The 15,119-nt window shown below is 49.1% G+C and carries 14 protein-coding genes; 13 read left to right on the plus strand and 1 reads right to left on the minus strand.

Translation table 11 applies throughout. The annotated features are described in order from the left end of the window. The first annotated feature begins 9 nt into the window (after positions 1 to 9). From ACYU8Y_RS01020 to ACYU8Y_RS01060, 9 genes are all read left to right on the plus strand, one after another. Positions 10 to 1,512: a TolC family protein gene (locus tag ACYU8Y_RS01020; RefSeq protein WP_460933284.1), complete on the plus strand. Its 1,503-nt coding sequence runs from the start codon at positions 10 to 12 to the stop codon at positions 1,510 to 1,512. 72 nt (positions 1,513 to 1,584) lie between these two features. After that, positions 1,585 to 3,000 carry an efflux RND transporter periplasmic adaptor subunit gene (locus tag ACYU8Y_RS01025; protein WP_460933286.1) on the plus strand — a complete coding sequence of 472 codons (1,416 nt, stop codon included), beginning with the start codon at positions 1,585 to 1,587 and terminating at the stop codon, positions 2,998 to 3,000. Positions 3,001 to 3,150: 150 nt separating this feature from the next. After that, positions 3,151 to 4,155, plus strand: a complete 1,005-nt coding sequence (locus ACYU8Y_RS01030) for an NAD(P)H-dependent glycerol-3-phosphate dehydrogenase (protein WP_460933288.1) — start codon at positions 3,151 to 3,153, stop codon at positions 4,153 to 4,155. Between the two features lie 69 nt (positions 4,156 to 4,224). After that, positions 4,225 to 4,479 carry a hypothetical protein gene (locus tag ACYU8Y_RS01035; protein ID WP_460933290.1) on the plus strand — a complete coding sequence of 85 codons (255 nt, stop codon included), beginning with the start codon at positions 4,225 to 4,227 and terminating at the stop codon, positions 4,477 to 4,479. Between the two features lie 108 nt (positions 4,480 to 4,587). After that, positions 4,588 to 5,175 carry an RNA polymerase sigma factor gene (locus ACYU8Y_RS01040; RefSeq protein WP_460933292.1) on the plus strand — a complete coding sequence of 196 codons (588 nt, stop codon included), beginning with the start codon at positions 4,588 to 4,590 and terminating at the stop codon, positions 5,173 to 5,175. 86 nt (positions 5,176 to 5,261) lie between these two features. Continuing rightward, entirely contained in the window at positions 5,262 to 6,269 is a 1,008-nt protein-coding gene (locus ACYU8Y_RS01045) for a S1C family serine protease (protein WP_460933294.1), read from the plus strand. Positions 6,270 to 6,375: 106 nt separating this feature from the next. Next, positions 6,376 to 6,657 carry a hypothetical protein gene (locus ACYU8Y_RS01050; RefSeq protein WP_460933296.1) on the plus strand — a complete coding sequence of 94 codons (282 nt, stop codon included), beginning with the start codon at positions 6,376 to 6,378 and terminating at the stop codon, positions 6,655 to 6,657. A 139-nt stretch (positions 6,658 to 6,796) separates the two neighbouring features. After that, the gene (locus tag ACYU8Y_RS01055) at positions 6,797 to 7,045 is read left to right on the plus strand and encodes a MoaD/ThiS family protein (protein ID WP_460933298.1); all 249 of its coding nucleotides are present in this window, start codon (positions 6,797 to 6,799) and stop codon (positions 7,043 to 7,045) included. 18 nt (positions 7,046 to 7,063) lie between these two features. Then, positions 7,064 to 7,474: a molybdenum cofactor biosynthesis protein MoaE gene (locus tag ACYU8Y_RS01060; RefSeq protein WP_460933300.1), complete on the plus strand. Its 411-nt coding sequence runs from the start codon at positions 7,064 to 7,066 to the stop codon at positions 7,472 to 7,474. Between the two features lie 42 nt (positions 7,475 to 7,516). Here ACYU8Y_RS01060 and ACYU8Y_RS01065 read toward each other — a convergent pair whose 3' ends face one another. Beyond that, positions 7,517 to 8,635 carry an endonuclease/exonuclease/phosphatase family protein gene (locus ACYU8Y_RS01065; RefSeq protein ID WP_460933610.1) on the minus strand — a complete coding sequence of 373 codons (1,119 nt, stop codon included), beginning with the start codon at positions 8,633 to 8,635 and terminating at the stop codon, positions 7,517 to 7,519. 189 nt (positions 8,636 to 8,824) lie between these two features. Between ACYU8Y_RS01065 and ACYU8Y_RS01070 the strand changes: the two genes are divergently transcribed. From ACYU8Y_RS01070 to ACYU8Y_RS01085, 4 genes are all read left to right on the plus strand, one after another. Continuing rightward, positions 8,825 to 9,337: a ribosome maturation factor RimP gene (locus ACYU8Y_RS01070; protein ID WP_460933302.1), complete on the plus strand. Its 513-nt coding sequence runs from the start codon at positions 8,825 to 8,827 to the stop codon at positions 9,335 to 9,337. A gap of 112 nt (positions 9,338 to 9,449) precedes the next feature. Continuing rightward, the gene (gene nusA / locus ACYU8Y_RS01075) at positions 9,450 to 10,694 is read left to right on the plus strand and encodes a transcription termination factor NusA (RefSeq protein WP_460933304.1); all 1,245 of its coding nucleotides are present in this window, start codon (positions 9,450 to 9,452) and stop codon (positions 10,692 to 10,694) included. A gap of 165 nt (positions 10,695 to 10,859) precedes the next feature. After that, on the plus strand, positions 10,860 to 14,267 hold the full coding sequence (gene infB, locus ACYU8Y_RS01080) for a translation initiation factor IF-2 (RefSeq protein ID WP_460933306.1): 3,408 nt from the start codon (positions 10,860 to 10,862) through the stop codon (positions 14,265 to 14,267). An 87-nt stretch (positions 14,268 to 14,354) separates the two neighbouring features. Further along, positions 14,355 to 15,059 carry a metallophosphoesterase family protein gene (locus ACYU8Y_RS01085; protein ID WP_460933308.1) on the plus strand — a complete coding sequence of 235 codons (705 nt, stop codon included), beginning with the start codon at positions 14,355 to 14,357 and terminating at the stop codon, positions 15,057 to 15,059. The last annotated feature ends 60 nt before the right edge of the window (positions 15,060 to 15,119 follow it).

Consider the following 15,119-nt stretch of genomic DNA (forward strand, 5'->3'; position numbering starts at 1 on the left):
TCAAATACTATGAGTATGCAAGTGGCGTGGAAACAGGTGCAGGTTGTAATGACCCTATTGTTAACGACAGGTTTGTCGGCAACGTACGCACAGAATACAGTTTCGGCTGTATCGCCCGGTAGTGGAGTAACTGCAGCGAATCGGCTGAATTTACAGCAGTGTATTGATGTTGCTCAGCAAAACAATATTCAGATTCGGCAGGGGCGTTTGACCATCGCTAACAGCGATTTACAGTTACGGCAGGCACGACTCAACATGCTCCCCACCGCCGTTTTTCAGGGAAATCAGTCCATAAATGGAGGACGTAGCATCAACCCGCAGTCCAACGAATTCGTCCAGCAAACCATTAATTCCAGTAGCTTTCAGTTAAATACGTCCGCTACTTTATATAACGGTGGTGTTCTGCGTAGTACAGTCAAACAAAACGAGGTAGCGCTACAGGCTGGTCAACAGGAATTGAATGCCACCCAAAATAATGTTTCGTTAACGGTTGCTCAGAATTATCTGAATGTACTGGTTGGTAAGGAGCAATTGGCGGTAGCCCAGCGACAGGCTGAAGTCACGCGCGCACAGTTGGAGCGTACACAACGCCTGGTCGATGCCGGTTCGGCACCGGAAGCTAATTTATATGAACTACGGGCTACCTTGGCCAGCAATGAGTTAGATATCGTTACGGCTCAAAATACGCTCGATCTGGCTAAAGTTGCCTTGTTACAGGCCATGAATGTGCCGATTAATCAGGATTTCGATGTCGAATCGATCGTAGTTCCTGATCCGGGCTTGGATCCTTACACGGCATCTGTACAACAGCTTTACGATGTTGCTTCTACGAATTTACCGGAAGTTAAGGGAGCTGACTTGCGGGTCAAGAGCGCCATATTAGGCGTTCAGGTAGCAAAAGGAGGACTTTATCCAACCTTATCCCTGAACGGAAACCTGAGCACGATTTATTCCAGTGCGGCCAATATATCCACGCCAAATGGGCAAGTAGTCGGCCAGGCTACGGTCGGCTATATAACCGATCCTGTAACAGGAACTCAGATTCCGGTCACCTCGCCTATTCCCGGCTATGATCGTAGTGGTATTTCATACGCAACACAGTTAAGTAATAACTTTAGCCAGTCAGCTTCATTATTTTTACGGGTTCCCATTTTCCAGGGGAATCTATCCCGTAACCGGATTACGACGGCTAAAATTCAGCAACAAAATGCTGAATTGACAGCCCTTAATACGAGGCTGACCTTGCGTCAGCAGATTGAAACAGCCTACACGAGCATGCGGGCGGGTGCCAACAAATACCGGGCTACTCAGGTGCAGGTAGCGTCGCTGGAGAAGGCGTTTCAGGTAGCTGAAAGCCGCCTGAACGCTGGCGCTATCAACGCTACCGACTATAGCATTGCCAAAACGAATCTGGATCGTGCCCGGAATAGCCTGGTGCAGGCCAAATACGACTACGTATTCCGAACAAAAATTTTAGATTACTATCAGAACAAACCGCTCAGTTTTAATTAAGTTAGTGAATTAGTGATTGAGTGAATCTATACCACACGTTCATTCTGTTGCTCTTTCACTAATTCCCTAATCATGAAAAAGAAGTCAAGTCGCATTTGGTGGATATTGGGTGGACTGCTGGTCCTACTCGTGGGAGGATTGGTAGCTGCAAAACAGGCGGGTATGCTGGGCAAACCAAAATCAACGGAAGTTGACTTTGCATCGGTCAGGCGTCTCGATATTACCGAACATGTTAGTGCCTCCGGCCGGGTTCAGCCCCAGGTTGAAGTGAAAATTAGCCCCGATGTATCGGGCGAAATCATTGGCCTGTATGTCAACGAGGGCGATCCCGTTAAGGCTGGTCAGCTGCTGTGCCGCATCCGCCCCGACAACTACGAATCACTGCTGGCGCGGGCGCGGGCGGCCGTTAATCAGAGCCGGGCGCAGTTGGAACAGTCGAAAGCATCTGTAGCTCAGTCGAGTGCCCGGCTGATTCGGGCCAAAGCCGATTATGAGCGGAATCGTAAACTGTTTGCGGATAAAGTAATTTCATCCGCTGATTTAGAAACCAGTGAGGCTAATTATAACGTTGCTAGACAGGAGGTTGAAGCGGCCAATGCCAACGTAAGGGCTTCTCAGTTCAACATTCAGAGCGCTGAAGCCAGCCTGCGCGATGCCAACGAAAACCTGCGTAAAACGTCCATCTATTGTCCGGTTAATGGCACTGTTTCCAAGCTCAATATCGAGTTGGGTGAACGCGTCGTAGGGACCTCTCAAATGGCAGGTACCGAAATTATGCGGATAGCCAATTTGCAGAATATGGAAGTCCGGGTCAATGTCAACGAGAATGATATTGTACGGGTAAATCTTGGTGATACGGCTGATATTGAAGTAGATTCTTACACGACCGCCGGACGTAAGTTTAAAGGAGTTGTTTATGAGATTGCCAATACGGCCAACGGCTTGACGAGTTCATCGGGGGCGGCTGCTTCCTTATCGGCCGACGCCGTCACGGAATTCGAGATAAAAGTTAAAATTCTGAATACGTCATACGCCGATCTGCTGGCCTTAAAAGATAAAAAAGGCTATCCTTTCAAACCCGGAATGACGGCTTCGGTCGAGATCATTACGGATCGTAAACCGGGTGTGCTGGCCGTGCCGATTGCGGCCGTAACAACCCGTGCTGCCGACTCATCGGCTATCGATACAGCCGAAACCAAGGAACGATCGAATGGTACCGTTGATGAGAAACCCGCCGATGTTGTCGAGAAGAAAGACCGACCTAAAGAAATTGTCTTTGTGAACGTGGGTGGTAAAGCTATGCAGCGGGAAGTAAAAACGGGTATCAGTGACTTCGAAAATATTGAGATTGTATCGGGCCTGAAAGCTGGCGAGCAAATCATATCCGGCCCGTTCATCGCCGTGTCGAAAAAACTCAAAAATGGCGAGCTGGTGGTAAAGCGTGATCCAAACAAGAACAAGAAAAAAGAGGACGGGAAAGAAGAATAATATGACTCGCCCCTAAAGCAAATGGGTAAGGCTGGAAGGTCTTACCCATTTGCTTTAGGTAGAATTATCATATGGCTAATGGAATCTAATTAGAATCGGGCTGCATTGGCCGGATTTGCCCTGCGACTGCTTTCTTCTTTTCTTTACCCCATGAAAGTAAATCAACCGATTCGGCTGACAATGGTAGGTGGAGGAAGCTGGGCAACTGCACTCGTCAAGATCCTCTCCGAAAACAATGTCAGTGTTAAATGGTGGCTTCGTAAGAAATCCGATGCCGATCACATCAAAAAATTCGGACATAACCCAAGCTACCTGAGCGATGTGCAGATTAACACCCGCAAAGTGAAAGTCTGCACAAAAATTAGAGAGTCCGTCAAGGATAGTGACTATATTATTCTGGCCGTTCCGGCTGCGTTCATCAGCGACGCATTGACCGGCTTGAAACCAGCCGATTTTATTGGCAAATCGGTCGTGTCGGCAATCAAAGGCATGATTCCGGGAGCAAATCAGCTAGTAACCGATTGGGTCAGCGAGCAATATGGCGTTCCGGTGGAGCGGATGTCGGTTATTGCCGGTCCCTGCCATGCTGAAGAGGTTGCCCTTGAAAAAAAATCATACCTCACCATCGCTTCTCAAAACCCGACTTGTGCCGCAGCCGTAGCCGACTTGCTCCGGTGTCGTTTTGTACAAACGACGCCGGTCGATGACATCTACGGCATTGAATACAGTGCCGTTATGAAAAATATCATCGCTCTGGCGTGCGGTATTACCCGCGGGCTGGGTTATGGGGATAATTTTCAGGCCGTGCTGGTATCCAATGCCATGCAGGAAATCAGGCGGTTCGTTGACGCCGTATACCCTAAACACCGTGATCTGAGCGGTTCCGCTTATCTGGGTGATCTGCTGGTAACGGCTTACTCTCCCTTTAGTCGAAACCGCACATTCGGTACGCTTATTGGCCGGGGATACACCATACAATCGGCGCAGGCAGAGATGAACATGATTGCTGAAGGATACTATGCCGTCAAAAGTATTTATGAAGTAAATCAGCAATTCGGCGTCGATATGCCGATTACAAACGCTGTTTATGCTATCCTTTACGAACGGACCGCGCCCACGACTGAAATGAATTTGTTGACGGGCGTGTTAGCCTAATAGTCTTGACAATAAAAAGCCCCCTGACGAGTCAGGGGGCTTTCAACCGTTTATAGCGATGTCGGTAAGATGTACCGGCAGTTGTGCCTTAGCAAAAATTACTTCGCGCTATCAGCAGACATCGTCGAAGCAGAATCCGTAGCCATCGTCGAATCGGTAGCCATCGTCGAAGCAGAATCTGCAGTCGTCGTGGTGGTCGTTTCGGTGCTTTCGGTCTTCTTCGAGCTGCAAGACGTAGCCAGGGCGATCATAGCCATGAAAAAGAAGGCGGATTTCGTGATTGCTTTCATATTTTTGAGGATGTTTTTGTTTAGTGATTACTAATTAATGTCAGTGTTAATACCCTTTAAGGAGAAAGGTAACCCAACTTTTTTTTAATTTTTTTATGGGTTACGTCTCAATCGTTTCCGTATTAAGTAATGACTCAACTCAATGAAGGAAAGTAGGTCGCCCATATTCACCGATGAAGAATTGCTTATGGGTTTGGCCAATGGCTCGGACGACGCATTGACGCAATTGTACCGACGATATTTTCCGATGGTCCTTCACTTCGTTACCAGCAACAGCGGGAATGAAGATGACGCCAAGGATATTTATCAGGAAGCCTTGATTGTGCTGTATGAAAAAGTGAGGAGTGGTTCGCTGGAATTACATTGCCAGTTGAAAACATATCTTTACTCGGTCGGCCGGCGGTTGTGGCTTAAGCAGTTAGCCCAGCGAAGCCGATACATGGTGCGCGATGTGGAAAGACCCGCGACGGATGAATTTGTGACCGGGCAGATTGACGACGATCTAACTGACCACGAAGAACGGGATCGCCAGTTCGATCTGATGGCCGATTCACTCTCCCGGCTCGGCGAACCATGTCGAACGTTGCTAGATGATTTTTACATTCAGCATCTGAGTATGCAGGAGATTACCGAAAAGTTTGGCTATACCAATGCCGATAATGCCAAAACGCAGAAATATAAGTGTCTGATGCGGCTCAAGCGGCTGTTCTTTTCGGAATACAAACAGTAAACGTTGTCAGGTTAATGAGGTATACCGGTTTACCGTAGCTTACCTGCCTGCCTTTTTGTCTGACAACTTGATAACTCTTTTTTGCGATGGACGAAGAAAAAGACATTGAGAATGCGCTGCATGTGTATGGTGAACGAGTTCAGTTCCGGCAAAAACTGAACGCTATTCAAGCGCGTATGGTAATGGACAGCATCCGTCAGGACGCTGCCCATTACCGATCCGAATCTGAGGGGCAGGTACGTTCTCTCTGGAAAACCTACCGGACCACCCTGGCGGTGGCTGCTTCGGCAGCTATTATTACCACGTTCAGCTCTATTTTTCTTTACCGCTCGTACCAGCAGAGCCACAAGCAGGAACAGCAGTATAGCCTGTTGAGCAAAGAGATTCAGGCGGTTAAATCCTCGCAACGTAAGTTGCTGAACGATTACAATGGCCGCGGACGACGCTTGAGTACGAACCCGGCGCAAGTGGCAGGTTCTGGCTTTTTGATTACCGGTGATGGCTATTTCGTTACCAACAATCATATCGTTCGGGATGCCGATTCGGTATACGTTCAAAGTGCGAAAGGCGAGGTGTATAAAGCCCGGGTCGTCTATGCCGATAAAGCGCATGACCTGGCCTTTCTGCAGCTTTGTGATGACAGCGCGTTCCGGTCAATGCCATCCGTTCCGTATAGTTTCGATGCTCACCCGTCGGACCTTGGCGAACGGGTATACACACTGGGCTACCCGCGTGAAGAAATTGTTTACGGCGAAGGCTACCTTAGCTCAGGTACCGGCTACCGGGGCGATTCCACGGCTTATCAGGTCGCCATTGGCGTGAACCCTGGTAACTCGGGTGGTCCGTTATTAGATGAGAAAGGGAATGTAATTGGTATTATCAGTGGTAAACAAACGACGTCGGAAGGAGTCAGTTTTGCGGTGAAGACGAATTACATGATCGAAGCGCTCAATAATATTCCGACCGATTCGCTCAAAGGCCAGCCACTTCGGCTGAATAAAAAGAATGCACTGTCGCATTTATCTCGCAAACAGCAGATCAAGCGCATGCAGGATTACGTGTATCAGGTTAAAGTGTTTAAGCATAAAGATTAGCAAGCCGTGTGTATTCTGGCTATCTGGAAGGATAGAAAAAGCAGAATCCAGCCTGAACAATTGTTCGTTTGTTGAGTTGTTTTGAGGACAAATCAACTCAACTCCTATGAAAAAGTTAACAATGCTGGCGGCTGCACTTTTCGTTTCAGTTGCCCTGGTATCTGCTCAGGACACAAAGCAAAATGCCAAAGAAACGGCCCATCAGGCTAAAGAAACCACGAAAGCAGCCGGTAGAAAAGTAGGGCGCGCGGCCGACAAGGCAGGCGATAAAGTGTCCGACGCTGCTAAAAATACAAAAGAAGATATCAAAGACGGGACCAACAAAACCCTCAACAAGGCGGATCGCAAGATGAAGAAAGCCGAGCGGAAGATGGATAACTCGAAATAAGTAATCTGATATCAACAAAAAACTGTGCCACTACCCAAAGCAGTGGCACAGTTTTTTGTTGATACCAAGCGAACTTCCCCAGGTCGTTGCTGCGTTCTGCTGGCAACTTACTGCTTTATCAAACGGCCTATCAGGACTCATGACCCAATCTGTTTCGGTGCTTTTATTTGGTATCACTCGTGATCTTACCGGCCAGTCAGCGGTTGCTGTACCGCTCAGTGAAGGCGCTTGTGTTGGCGACCTGCTTAGTCAACTACACCAGGACTACCCAGCTCTGGCCGGTATTCGTTCGCTATTGGTAGCGGTTAACGGCGAATATGCCGAACCTGAACAGCTACTTGCTCACCACGACGAAATTGCCCTTATTCCACCTGTCAGCGGAGGCTGATCGCTGCTTAAACTCATTATGATTGCTCTTACTTCTGACCCCATTGATGTTGCCGCAGCCTTAACTTACCTGCAGTCGGAACAAGCCGGGGCCATTGACTTTTTCCTCGGTGTTGTTCGAGACAATACGCAGGAACGTCCGGTAGACCGGCTCGAATACGAAGCGTATGACCGTATGGCGCTTACTGAGATGCAGAAAATTGCGGATGATGCTCGGCAACAGTGGCCCATCTTACGGTACACGATTATTCATCGTAAAGGGACCTTGCAAATTGGTGAAATCGCGGTATTGATCGGTGTAGCTACTGCCCACCGGGCGGCTGCTTTCGAAGCTTGCCGGTATATTATCGACACGATCAAACAAACGGTCCCCATCTGGAAAAAGGAAGTGTTTACCGATGGCGAATCATGGGTAAACGCACACCCGTGAAGAAGGCAATCGACCCCTGTAGCATCCCTGCTACCCCATGCATTACTTAAGAAGGTAGGTGCCTACGATAGGGTAATGGTCGGAATACTTGATGTAGTTAATGGTTTCAAAGTTCAGCACCGTAAATTTCGGATCGTGGAATTGATGGTCGATTCGAATAAATCCCGGTAGATGGTTATACGTAAATCCGAACCCTCGACCGGCATCTTCAAAACTATTCGGTAAGGTTCGGCGCAACCGTTCGTAGACGACACTATAGGGGGTATCGTTATGGTCGCCGGTAACAATAACCGGATAGGGGCTCTCGCGAATGTATCGTTCAACTTTTATAACTTCCTCCCGGCGGTCGGTGAATCCATTGTGCAGCGCGCTCAACACACCCCGCGTTTCGCGCTGAACGCCTTTCATTTCTTTTTGCTTCAGTACTTTGCCAACCCGGATGCCCATCGAATGAAGGTGCACATTAATGATTCGGATGGTATCGCTACCTAGTTTAATATTGGCCCATACAAGGCCATTTTGGGTGCCAAATGCCTCACGTCCAGACGCTACAATGGGGAATTTAGAAAAGATAGCGACACCGATATCGCCATCGGTTGCCTGCGCCATTTCCGGAAATAGAAATGCTGTATCCCTATAACCAGCCTCCCGAAATCGTTTGACAAGATTATAGTCGGGTATAGTTGTCGAATTATAAAACTCCTGGAAGCACTTAATGGGCGCATCATAACGCAATACATAGTTCATCGTTCGGCGGGCCCGTGGCGAACTTTGGTAAAGGTCGTAGGAAGCAGTTAAGTCGAACGATTGAACATTGTAACTGAACACGTTCAGGGGTTGGCCTTTGCCCGAAAACTCGGTTGGGCTATGCCACACAAATGTTCTGGAGCCGAACAAAAGCAGCCCGATGATTAAGGTAACCCCTGAGAGCCAGCTACGCCAGGGCCTGGCCGTCAGCCATAAGCAAACGACGATAAAATTAAGTACCCAGGCCACTGGCAAGGTAATCATGATCATGCTGGCCGACCAGTGTTCTATCTGCAAACTATACAGCAACCAGTAGGCCAGGCAAGTATATAAGACCAGTAGTAAATTAATTGACCACAGCAACGACCGAAAAAAATAGGCGATGAACTGTCCAACTCGCATTCTGAGCGTCATATCGTCGTTATTGAGCGAGACTAATACCTTGAGAAAGCCAAAAATAAGGCATAATGCTCGGAATGCCTGCAATTGCTCCTGTAGGGGGGCTTGCGATGCAAGCATAAACGTATTACCTTTGTGGCACAAAAACCATATGGCATTGATTAAAAAAGGGAGTCGCACTCCCTTTTTTGTTAGCCTTACCTTATGGACGACAAAGCAAAAATCACCGAACTACTGCAACCCTATCTGAACAATGACGAATTTTATATCGTTGATATTCAGGTTGCTGGGAGGCAGGGTGGCCGTTTAAAGGTCACTATTTTATTGGATAGTGACGCCGGCATCAAAATCGATGACTGCGCCGATATTAGCCGTAGGCTGGGCGGGCAGATGGATGAGATGAATTTTTTTGGCGATTCAGCCTTTACGCTCGAAATTTCATCACCCGGAGTCGATTATCCGCTGACGTTCCCCCGGCAGTTTACGCGAAACGTAGGCCGACAGTTAACGGTCACGCTTACGGATGGAAAAATGAGAAAGGGATGGCTGGATTCTGTAGCCGACGATTATATTGTGCTGGATATAGAGGCTGAGAAGCAATCGAAGAGTAAAAAGAAAAAAGACGCCGATTTAGCTGCTGACGTTCCGCCGGTTGGCCTGACGCCGATTCCGTTCGAGCAGATAAAAAAAGCGCACGTAGAAGTATCATTTAAATAGAGTAGTAAGGAGTAAGTCGATACGTTTTAAACCGTTGCCACCAGTTCACTACTGCCGCACAGCTTACTACTCTTGATTTACAGACTTAAGACTTACAGACTGTTTTACTACTATGACCAGTGGACTATTAATAGAATCGTTTGCTGATTTTGCCCGGTCGAAGAACATTGACCGGCCTACCATGATCACTATTCTGGAAGATGTCTTCCGGACGATGATTCGTAAAAAATACGGAACAGACGAAAATTTCGATGTTATTATCAACGCCGAAAGCGGAGATCTGGAAATGTGGAGGACGCGCGAAATTGTTGACGATGATTCGGAGGATATTTGGGATTATGATAAAATCCCCCTCGCCGAAGCGCGTAAAATTCAGGATGACTTTGAAGTAGGCGAACAGGTTGCCGAAGAAGTAAAGCTGGATGACTTTGGCCGTCGGGTTGTGCAAACGGCTCGCCAGACACTCATTCAGAAGATAAAGGACATGGAAAAAGAACTCCTTTATCAAAAATATAAAGATCAGGTTGGCGACCTGGTTAGTGCTGAAGTGTACCAGTTACTGAAGCACGAAATTATCCTGGTCGACAGCGAGAGTAACGAGTTAAGCCTGCCCCGTACGGAACAGATCCCTAAAGATCGTTATCGGAAAGGAGAAGCAGTGAAAGCCGTGATCAGTCGGGTTGATATGCTGAATGGGACACCCAAAATTATCCTGTCGCGTACATCGCCGGTATTTTTAGAGCGTCTTTTTGAAATTGAAGTGCCGGAAATTTACGATGGCCTGATTTCGATTCGTAAGATCGTTCGGGAACCGGGCGAGCGGGCCAAAGTAGCGGTTGAATCGTACGACGACCGTATTGATCCCGTTGGAGCCTGTGTTGGTATGAAAGGATCCCGGATACACGGTATTGTGCGTGAACTCGGCAACGAGAACATCGACGTGATCAATTATACCGAAAACCTTGAACTGCTTATCAGTCGGGCACTTAGCCCGGCCAAAATAAGTTCGATGCAGATCGACCGGGAAACAAAGCGCGTGTCTGTTTTTCTGAAACCCGATCAGGTGTCGCTGGCTATTGGTAAAGGTGGTCAGAACATTAAGCTGGCTGGCCGGTTGGTTGACATGGAAATTGATGTGTTCCGCGACAACGAAGGCCAGGAAGATGATGAAGACGTTGACTTGATGGAATTCTCCGATGAAATCGACGAGTGGATGATTCAGGAGCTGCGCAAAGTTGGTCTTGATACGGCCAAAAGTGTGCTGGCATTGAACAGAGAAGAACTCGTTCGGAGAACGGATCTGGAAGAAGACACCGTTGAGGAGATACTGAATATCCTCAAACAGGAATTTGAATAAACGCACCGATTGTAAAAGAGGAATACTTGTTTAGCATTTATTCCTCTTTTCACACGTTAATTACACCCTAAACGCGTCAATATTGACGCCAAGGGATTTTTATTGTTGGAACTGGTGTTCATACCTTACCAACAACTATTAAATTTGCCGAATATAAACCGAAGTATGGCAGAAGAAAAGTCAATGCGCCTGAGCCAAGTGGCAAAAATTCTCAACAAAGGACTATCCTCTGTTGCGAGTAGTCTGTCTGCCAAAGGGTTTAAGGTTGAAATTAATCCTAACACCAAAATCAACACAGAACAGTTGGAGGTGTTAGCGAAGGAGTATAAATCTACGGAACTCCTGAACGGAACTCGCCGGGCTGAACCGCCGGTTGCAGCCGCCGAGCCACCGCGTCGTCAGGAGGAGGATGTCGTTTTGTACCGTCGTGATGACGCGAGACGTCCAAATGGTGAAAACAAACCAGACTCAGCTCCGGCTGATTTACCTAAACCAGCTCCAGAAGAGCAGAAGCCAGCACCACAAACCGCTCAGACCGGTTTGCCAGGGCTGAAAGTATTGGGTAAAATTGATTTGAATGCCAAGCCTGCTTATTCACAACCTGCTCCGCAAGCGAAAGCGCCCGTACCACAGGAAGTAAAGTCGGCTGTGGTGACACCCGCTGTTGCACCGCCCGCGCCAGCCTTGGCTGTAGAAGCGCCCAAGCCTGTGGCCGCACCCGCACCAACCCCACCTGCTCCAGTAGCACCACCGGTTGTTGCCGAAACGCCCAAGCCAGCGCCAGTACAACCTGTTGAACCTGCTCCTGCACCATCCATTTCTGCGCCAGTTGCTGCCGAACCACAAACCAATGTGGCCAAAGCTGAGACCGCGCTCAAAGAGACGCCTAAGCCAGTAGCCGTTGAATCAACACCTGTTCCTGCTCCGCCAAAAGTGGCTGCAGAACAGCCAGTGGTCCCTGCGCAAGTTCGGCAGGAGGAGGCTAAGCCAGCCGTGCAGGAAAAACAAAGAGAGAATCGACCAGCGGCTACCAGCCAGCCAAAGCCAGAAACTCAGCCAGCTGCTAAAGTGGTCTCTGCTGATGAACCGGAAGCCGCAACCGAGACGATTCGGGCGGCCGGTAGTCACCAGCTAGGTGGATTGAAAATTCTTGGTAAAATCGAGTTGCCCGTCAATAACCCTCGTCAGGGTGGTGGCGGCAATAACATCGATAAGAAAGGAAAGCGCAAACGCATTCGTGGTGGCCGTGAAGGGGGCAGTAATCCCAATCAGCCGAACCAGGGTGGCAGCCAGCCACAAGGACAGGGCGGCAACCGCCCTCCCCGCGAGGGTGATCGTGGCCCGGCCAACCGTACCCAAGGTGATCGTCCACAAGGCGATCGCGCTCCGGCAACCGGCCAACGGGACGCAGCACCGCGTGATGGTAACCGTCAGCAAGGCCAGGGTGATCGTACCGCAGCGCCGGCCAATCGTGCTGGTGGTACTGGTCAGAATCAGGGTGGCAATACTGCCAACCGGGGTGGCGCGGGTAACAATACCAACACAAACAACACCAATCGCTCGGGCGGTGGAACGGGTAATAACGCTAACCGGGGCGGCAACAATGCCAACCGGGGTGGAACGGGCAACAACGCTAACCGGGGAGGAACCGGTCGTCGGGAAGCACCAACGCAAGCCGACGTGCAGAAGTCGATTCAGCAAACGAACGCACGGATGCGCGGTAACACGCCAAACCGTGGGGCCGACCGCCGTCGTGATCGCCGTAGCCAGCGCGAAGAAGATCGTCGCCTACTGAACGAACAGGAGGAACTGGAAGCAAAAACGCTGAAGGTTACTGAGTTCGTATCGGCCAACGATCTGGCGTCGCTGATGGATGTGTCGATCAATGAAGTTATCTCGGTTTGCTTAAACCTGGGTATGTTCGTATCGATCAACCAACGGTTGGATGCAGAAGCGATAACCGTTATTGCCGATGAATTTGGATACGACGTGCAGTTTATCTCCGCTGAAGACGAAACCGAAGCTGGTATCGATGTTGAAGCCGATGAACCAGACGAGTTAACACCACGTGCCCCAATCGTGACCATCATGGGTCACGTTGACCACGGTAAGACGTCTTTGCTTGACTATATCCGTCGCGCTAAAGTTGCGGCTGGCGAAGCCGGTGGTATAACACAGCACATTGGTGCTTATAGTGTGAAACACGATGGCGACCGGATGATCACGTTCCTTGATACACCGGGTCACGAAGCCTTTACGGCCATGCGTGCACGGGGTGCTAAAGTAACAGACGTCGTTATTATTGTGATTGCGGCCGATGACAGCATCATGCCACAGACACGTGAGGCCATCAACCACGCTCAGGTAGCGGGTGTCCCAATTGTATTTGCTTTCTCGAAAGTAGACAAACCGGGTGCTGACACGGAGAAGATCCGGACCGAGCTGGCAGCCATGAACATGCTTGTCGAAGAGTGGGGTGGTAAATACCAGGCGCAGGAAATCTCGTCGAAATCCGGTCTGGGTGTTGACGATCTGCTGGAGAAAGTGTTGCTCGAAGCCGAGTTGCTCGAACTGAAAGCTAATCCATCGCGTCGGGCATTAGGTACCGTCATTGAAGCCTCGCTTGATAAAGGGCGTGGTTACGTTTCGACCGTTCTGGTTGAAAACGGTACGCTTCACCAGGGCGATATTATGCTGGTTGGAGCCCACTATGGTCGTATCCGGGCCATGACAAATGACCGGGGCGAGCGGATTAAAGAAGCGGGCCCATCGCAGCCCGTTCAGATTCTCGGTCTGCCGGGTGCTCCGCAGGCGGGCGATAAATTCAACGTGATGGAAACTGATCGTGAAGCCCGTGAAATTGCGAATAAGCGTGAGCAACTGTTACGTGAGCAAACCTTGCGTACTCGTAAACACATTACACTGGAAGAGATTGGTCGCCGGAAAGCGATCGGTACATTCAAAGAGTTGAATGTGATCGTGAAAGGTGACGTGGACGGATCGGTCGAAGCGCTTTCGGATTCACTCCTGCAACTGTCTACCGCAGAGGTTCAGGTAAATATTATCCACAAAGCAGTTGGCCAGATTTCTGAGTCGGACGTACTGTTGGCCTCGGCTTCAGATGCGGTCATTGTTGGCTTCCAGGTTCGACCCTCGGCCAGTGCCCGGAAACTATCCGAACAGGAGCAGATTGAAATACGTCTGTATTCGATTATCTACGATGCGATCAATGAGGTGAAAGATGCTATGGAAGGGCTGTTAGCGCCAACCGTGGAAGAAGTCATCGTTGGGAATATCGAGGTACGTGATGTCTTCAAGATCAGTAAGATTGGTACCGTGGCTGGTTGTTACGTTACCGAAGGAACGATCAAACGGAATAACAAAATTCGGATCATTCGGGACTTCATTGTGGTGCATACGGGTGAAATCAGCGCCCTGAAACGCTTCAAAGAGGATGTTAGCGAAGTGAAGTTCGGCTACGAATGTGGGCTGAGCGTTCGGAACTTCAATGATATCGAAGTCGGTGATGTAATCGAAAGCTTCGAACTGAAAGAAGTGAAACGGACACTTTAATCACAACCGCGCAGGCGGTCCAGAAATCAGCCCCGGTAGGTTTTCTTACCGGGGCTTTTTTGTATCATGTGGGTTTATCTCAATGCTATGAACGTTCTGACCATTAGTGACCTACACGGACGGACTGTCTGGAAGGGAGTCAATGCCGAGGCATATGATCTCATTATTTTTCTCGGCGATTATACCGACAGTCGGGTTTTTGATGATGAAACGATTTATACGAATCTAGAGACCATCATCCAGCGCAAACAGGAGCAACCTGACAAGTTTGTGTTGCTCATTGGTAATCATGATGCGCAATACCTGCATTATCCCCACTACCGATGTTCAGGCTTTCGCGAGTGGGCGCAACCCGCCCTGAGTGCGTTGTTTGAAGACTACAAGACCTTATTTCAGATTGCCCATCAACAGCGTGATTTTCTCTTCACGCATGCCGGAGTGACGAACAACTGGCTGACTCGCTTCCTGTCAGAAACGGCTTATAATGTAAGCTGGCTTACGTCGGAAACCAATCTGGCCGGATTATTGAATGAAGCTCATCAGCAGCCGGGACGTGTTCGGGATCATCTGTTCGATGTTGGCCCCAGGCGGGGTGGATCTGATCCCTTCGGCGGACCCATATGGGCGGACCGTTCCGAAACAAGAACTGATTTCCTGACTGGCTTTCAGCAGGTTGTCGGTCACACACCAGTAAGCGACTTTATGACGACAGGTAATGAAATGGGTTCTATTACTTATACAGATGTGTTACAAACCAAAACGGCATTTTATGAAATCATAATCCCTGATTAACTTAGGGACTAAAGAAACGAAAGACTTATAGCCAGTCGTTAGTATTAAAAACTGTATTTG

This window comes from Spirosoma humi (assembly GCF_054776575.1).

Excerpts from the sequence above, each read along its gene's own strand:
- nusA (WP_460933304.1), top strand. The coding sequence starts at position 9,450 with ATGACCAGTGGACTATTAATAGAATCGTTTGCTGATTTTGCCCGGTCG.
- ACYU8Y_RS01040 (WP_460933292.1), top strand. The coding sequence starts at position 4,588 with ATGAAGGAAAGTAGGTCGCCCATATTCACCGATGAAGAATTGCTTATG.
- ACYU8Y_RS01045 (WP_460933294.1), top strand. The coding sequence starts at position 5,262 with ATGGACGAAGAAAAAGACATTGAGAATGCGCTGCATGTGTATGGTGAA.
- infB (WP_460933306.1), top strand. The coding sequence starts at position 10,860 with ATGGCAGAAGAAAAGTCAATGCGCCTGAGCCAAGTGGCAAAAATTCTC.
- ACYU8Y_RS01030 (WP_460933288.1), top strand. The coding sequence starts at position 3,151 with ATGAAAGTAAATCAACCGATTCGGCTGACAATGGTAGGTGGAGGAAGC.
- ACYU8Y_RS01050 (WP_460933296.1), top strand. The coding sequence starts at position 6,376 with ATGAAAAAGTTAACAATGCTGGCGGCTGCACTTTTCGTTTCAGTTGCC.
- ACYU8Y_RS01025 (WP_460933286.1), top strand. The coding sequence starts at position 1,585 with ATGAAAAAGAAGTCAAGTCGCATTTGGTGGATATTGGGTGGACTGCTG.
- ACYU8Y_RS01065 (WP_460933610.1), bottom strand. The coding sequence starts at position 8,635 with ATGACGCTCAGAATGCGAGTTGGACAGTTCATCGCCTATTTTTTTCGG.
- ACYU8Y_RS01070 (WP_460933302.1), top strand. The coding sequence starts at position 8,825 with ATGGACGACAAAGCAAAAATCACCGAACTACTGCAACCCTATCTGAAC.
- ACYU8Y_RS01085 (WP_460933308.1), top strand. The coding sequence starts at position 14,355 with ATGAACGTTCTGACCATTAGTGACCTACACGGACGGACTGTCTGGAAG.
- ACYU8Y_RS01035 (WP_460933290.1), top strand. The coding sequence starts at position 4,225 with ATGTACCGGCAGTTGTGCCTTAGCAAAAATTACTTCGCGCTATCAGCA.
- ACYU8Y_RS01060 (WP_460933300.1), top strand. The coding sequence starts at position 7,064 with ATGATTGCTCTTACTTCTGACCCCATTGATGTTGCCGCAGCCTTAACT.
- ACYU8Y_RS01055 (WP_460933298.1), top strand. The coding sequence starts at position 6,797 with ATGACCCAATCTGTTTCGGTGCTTTTATTTGGTATCACTCGTGATCTT.
- ACYU8Y_RS01020 (WP_460933284.1), top strand. The coding sequence starts at position 10 with ATGAGTATGCAAGTGGCGTGGAAACAGGTGCAGGTTGTAATGACCCTA.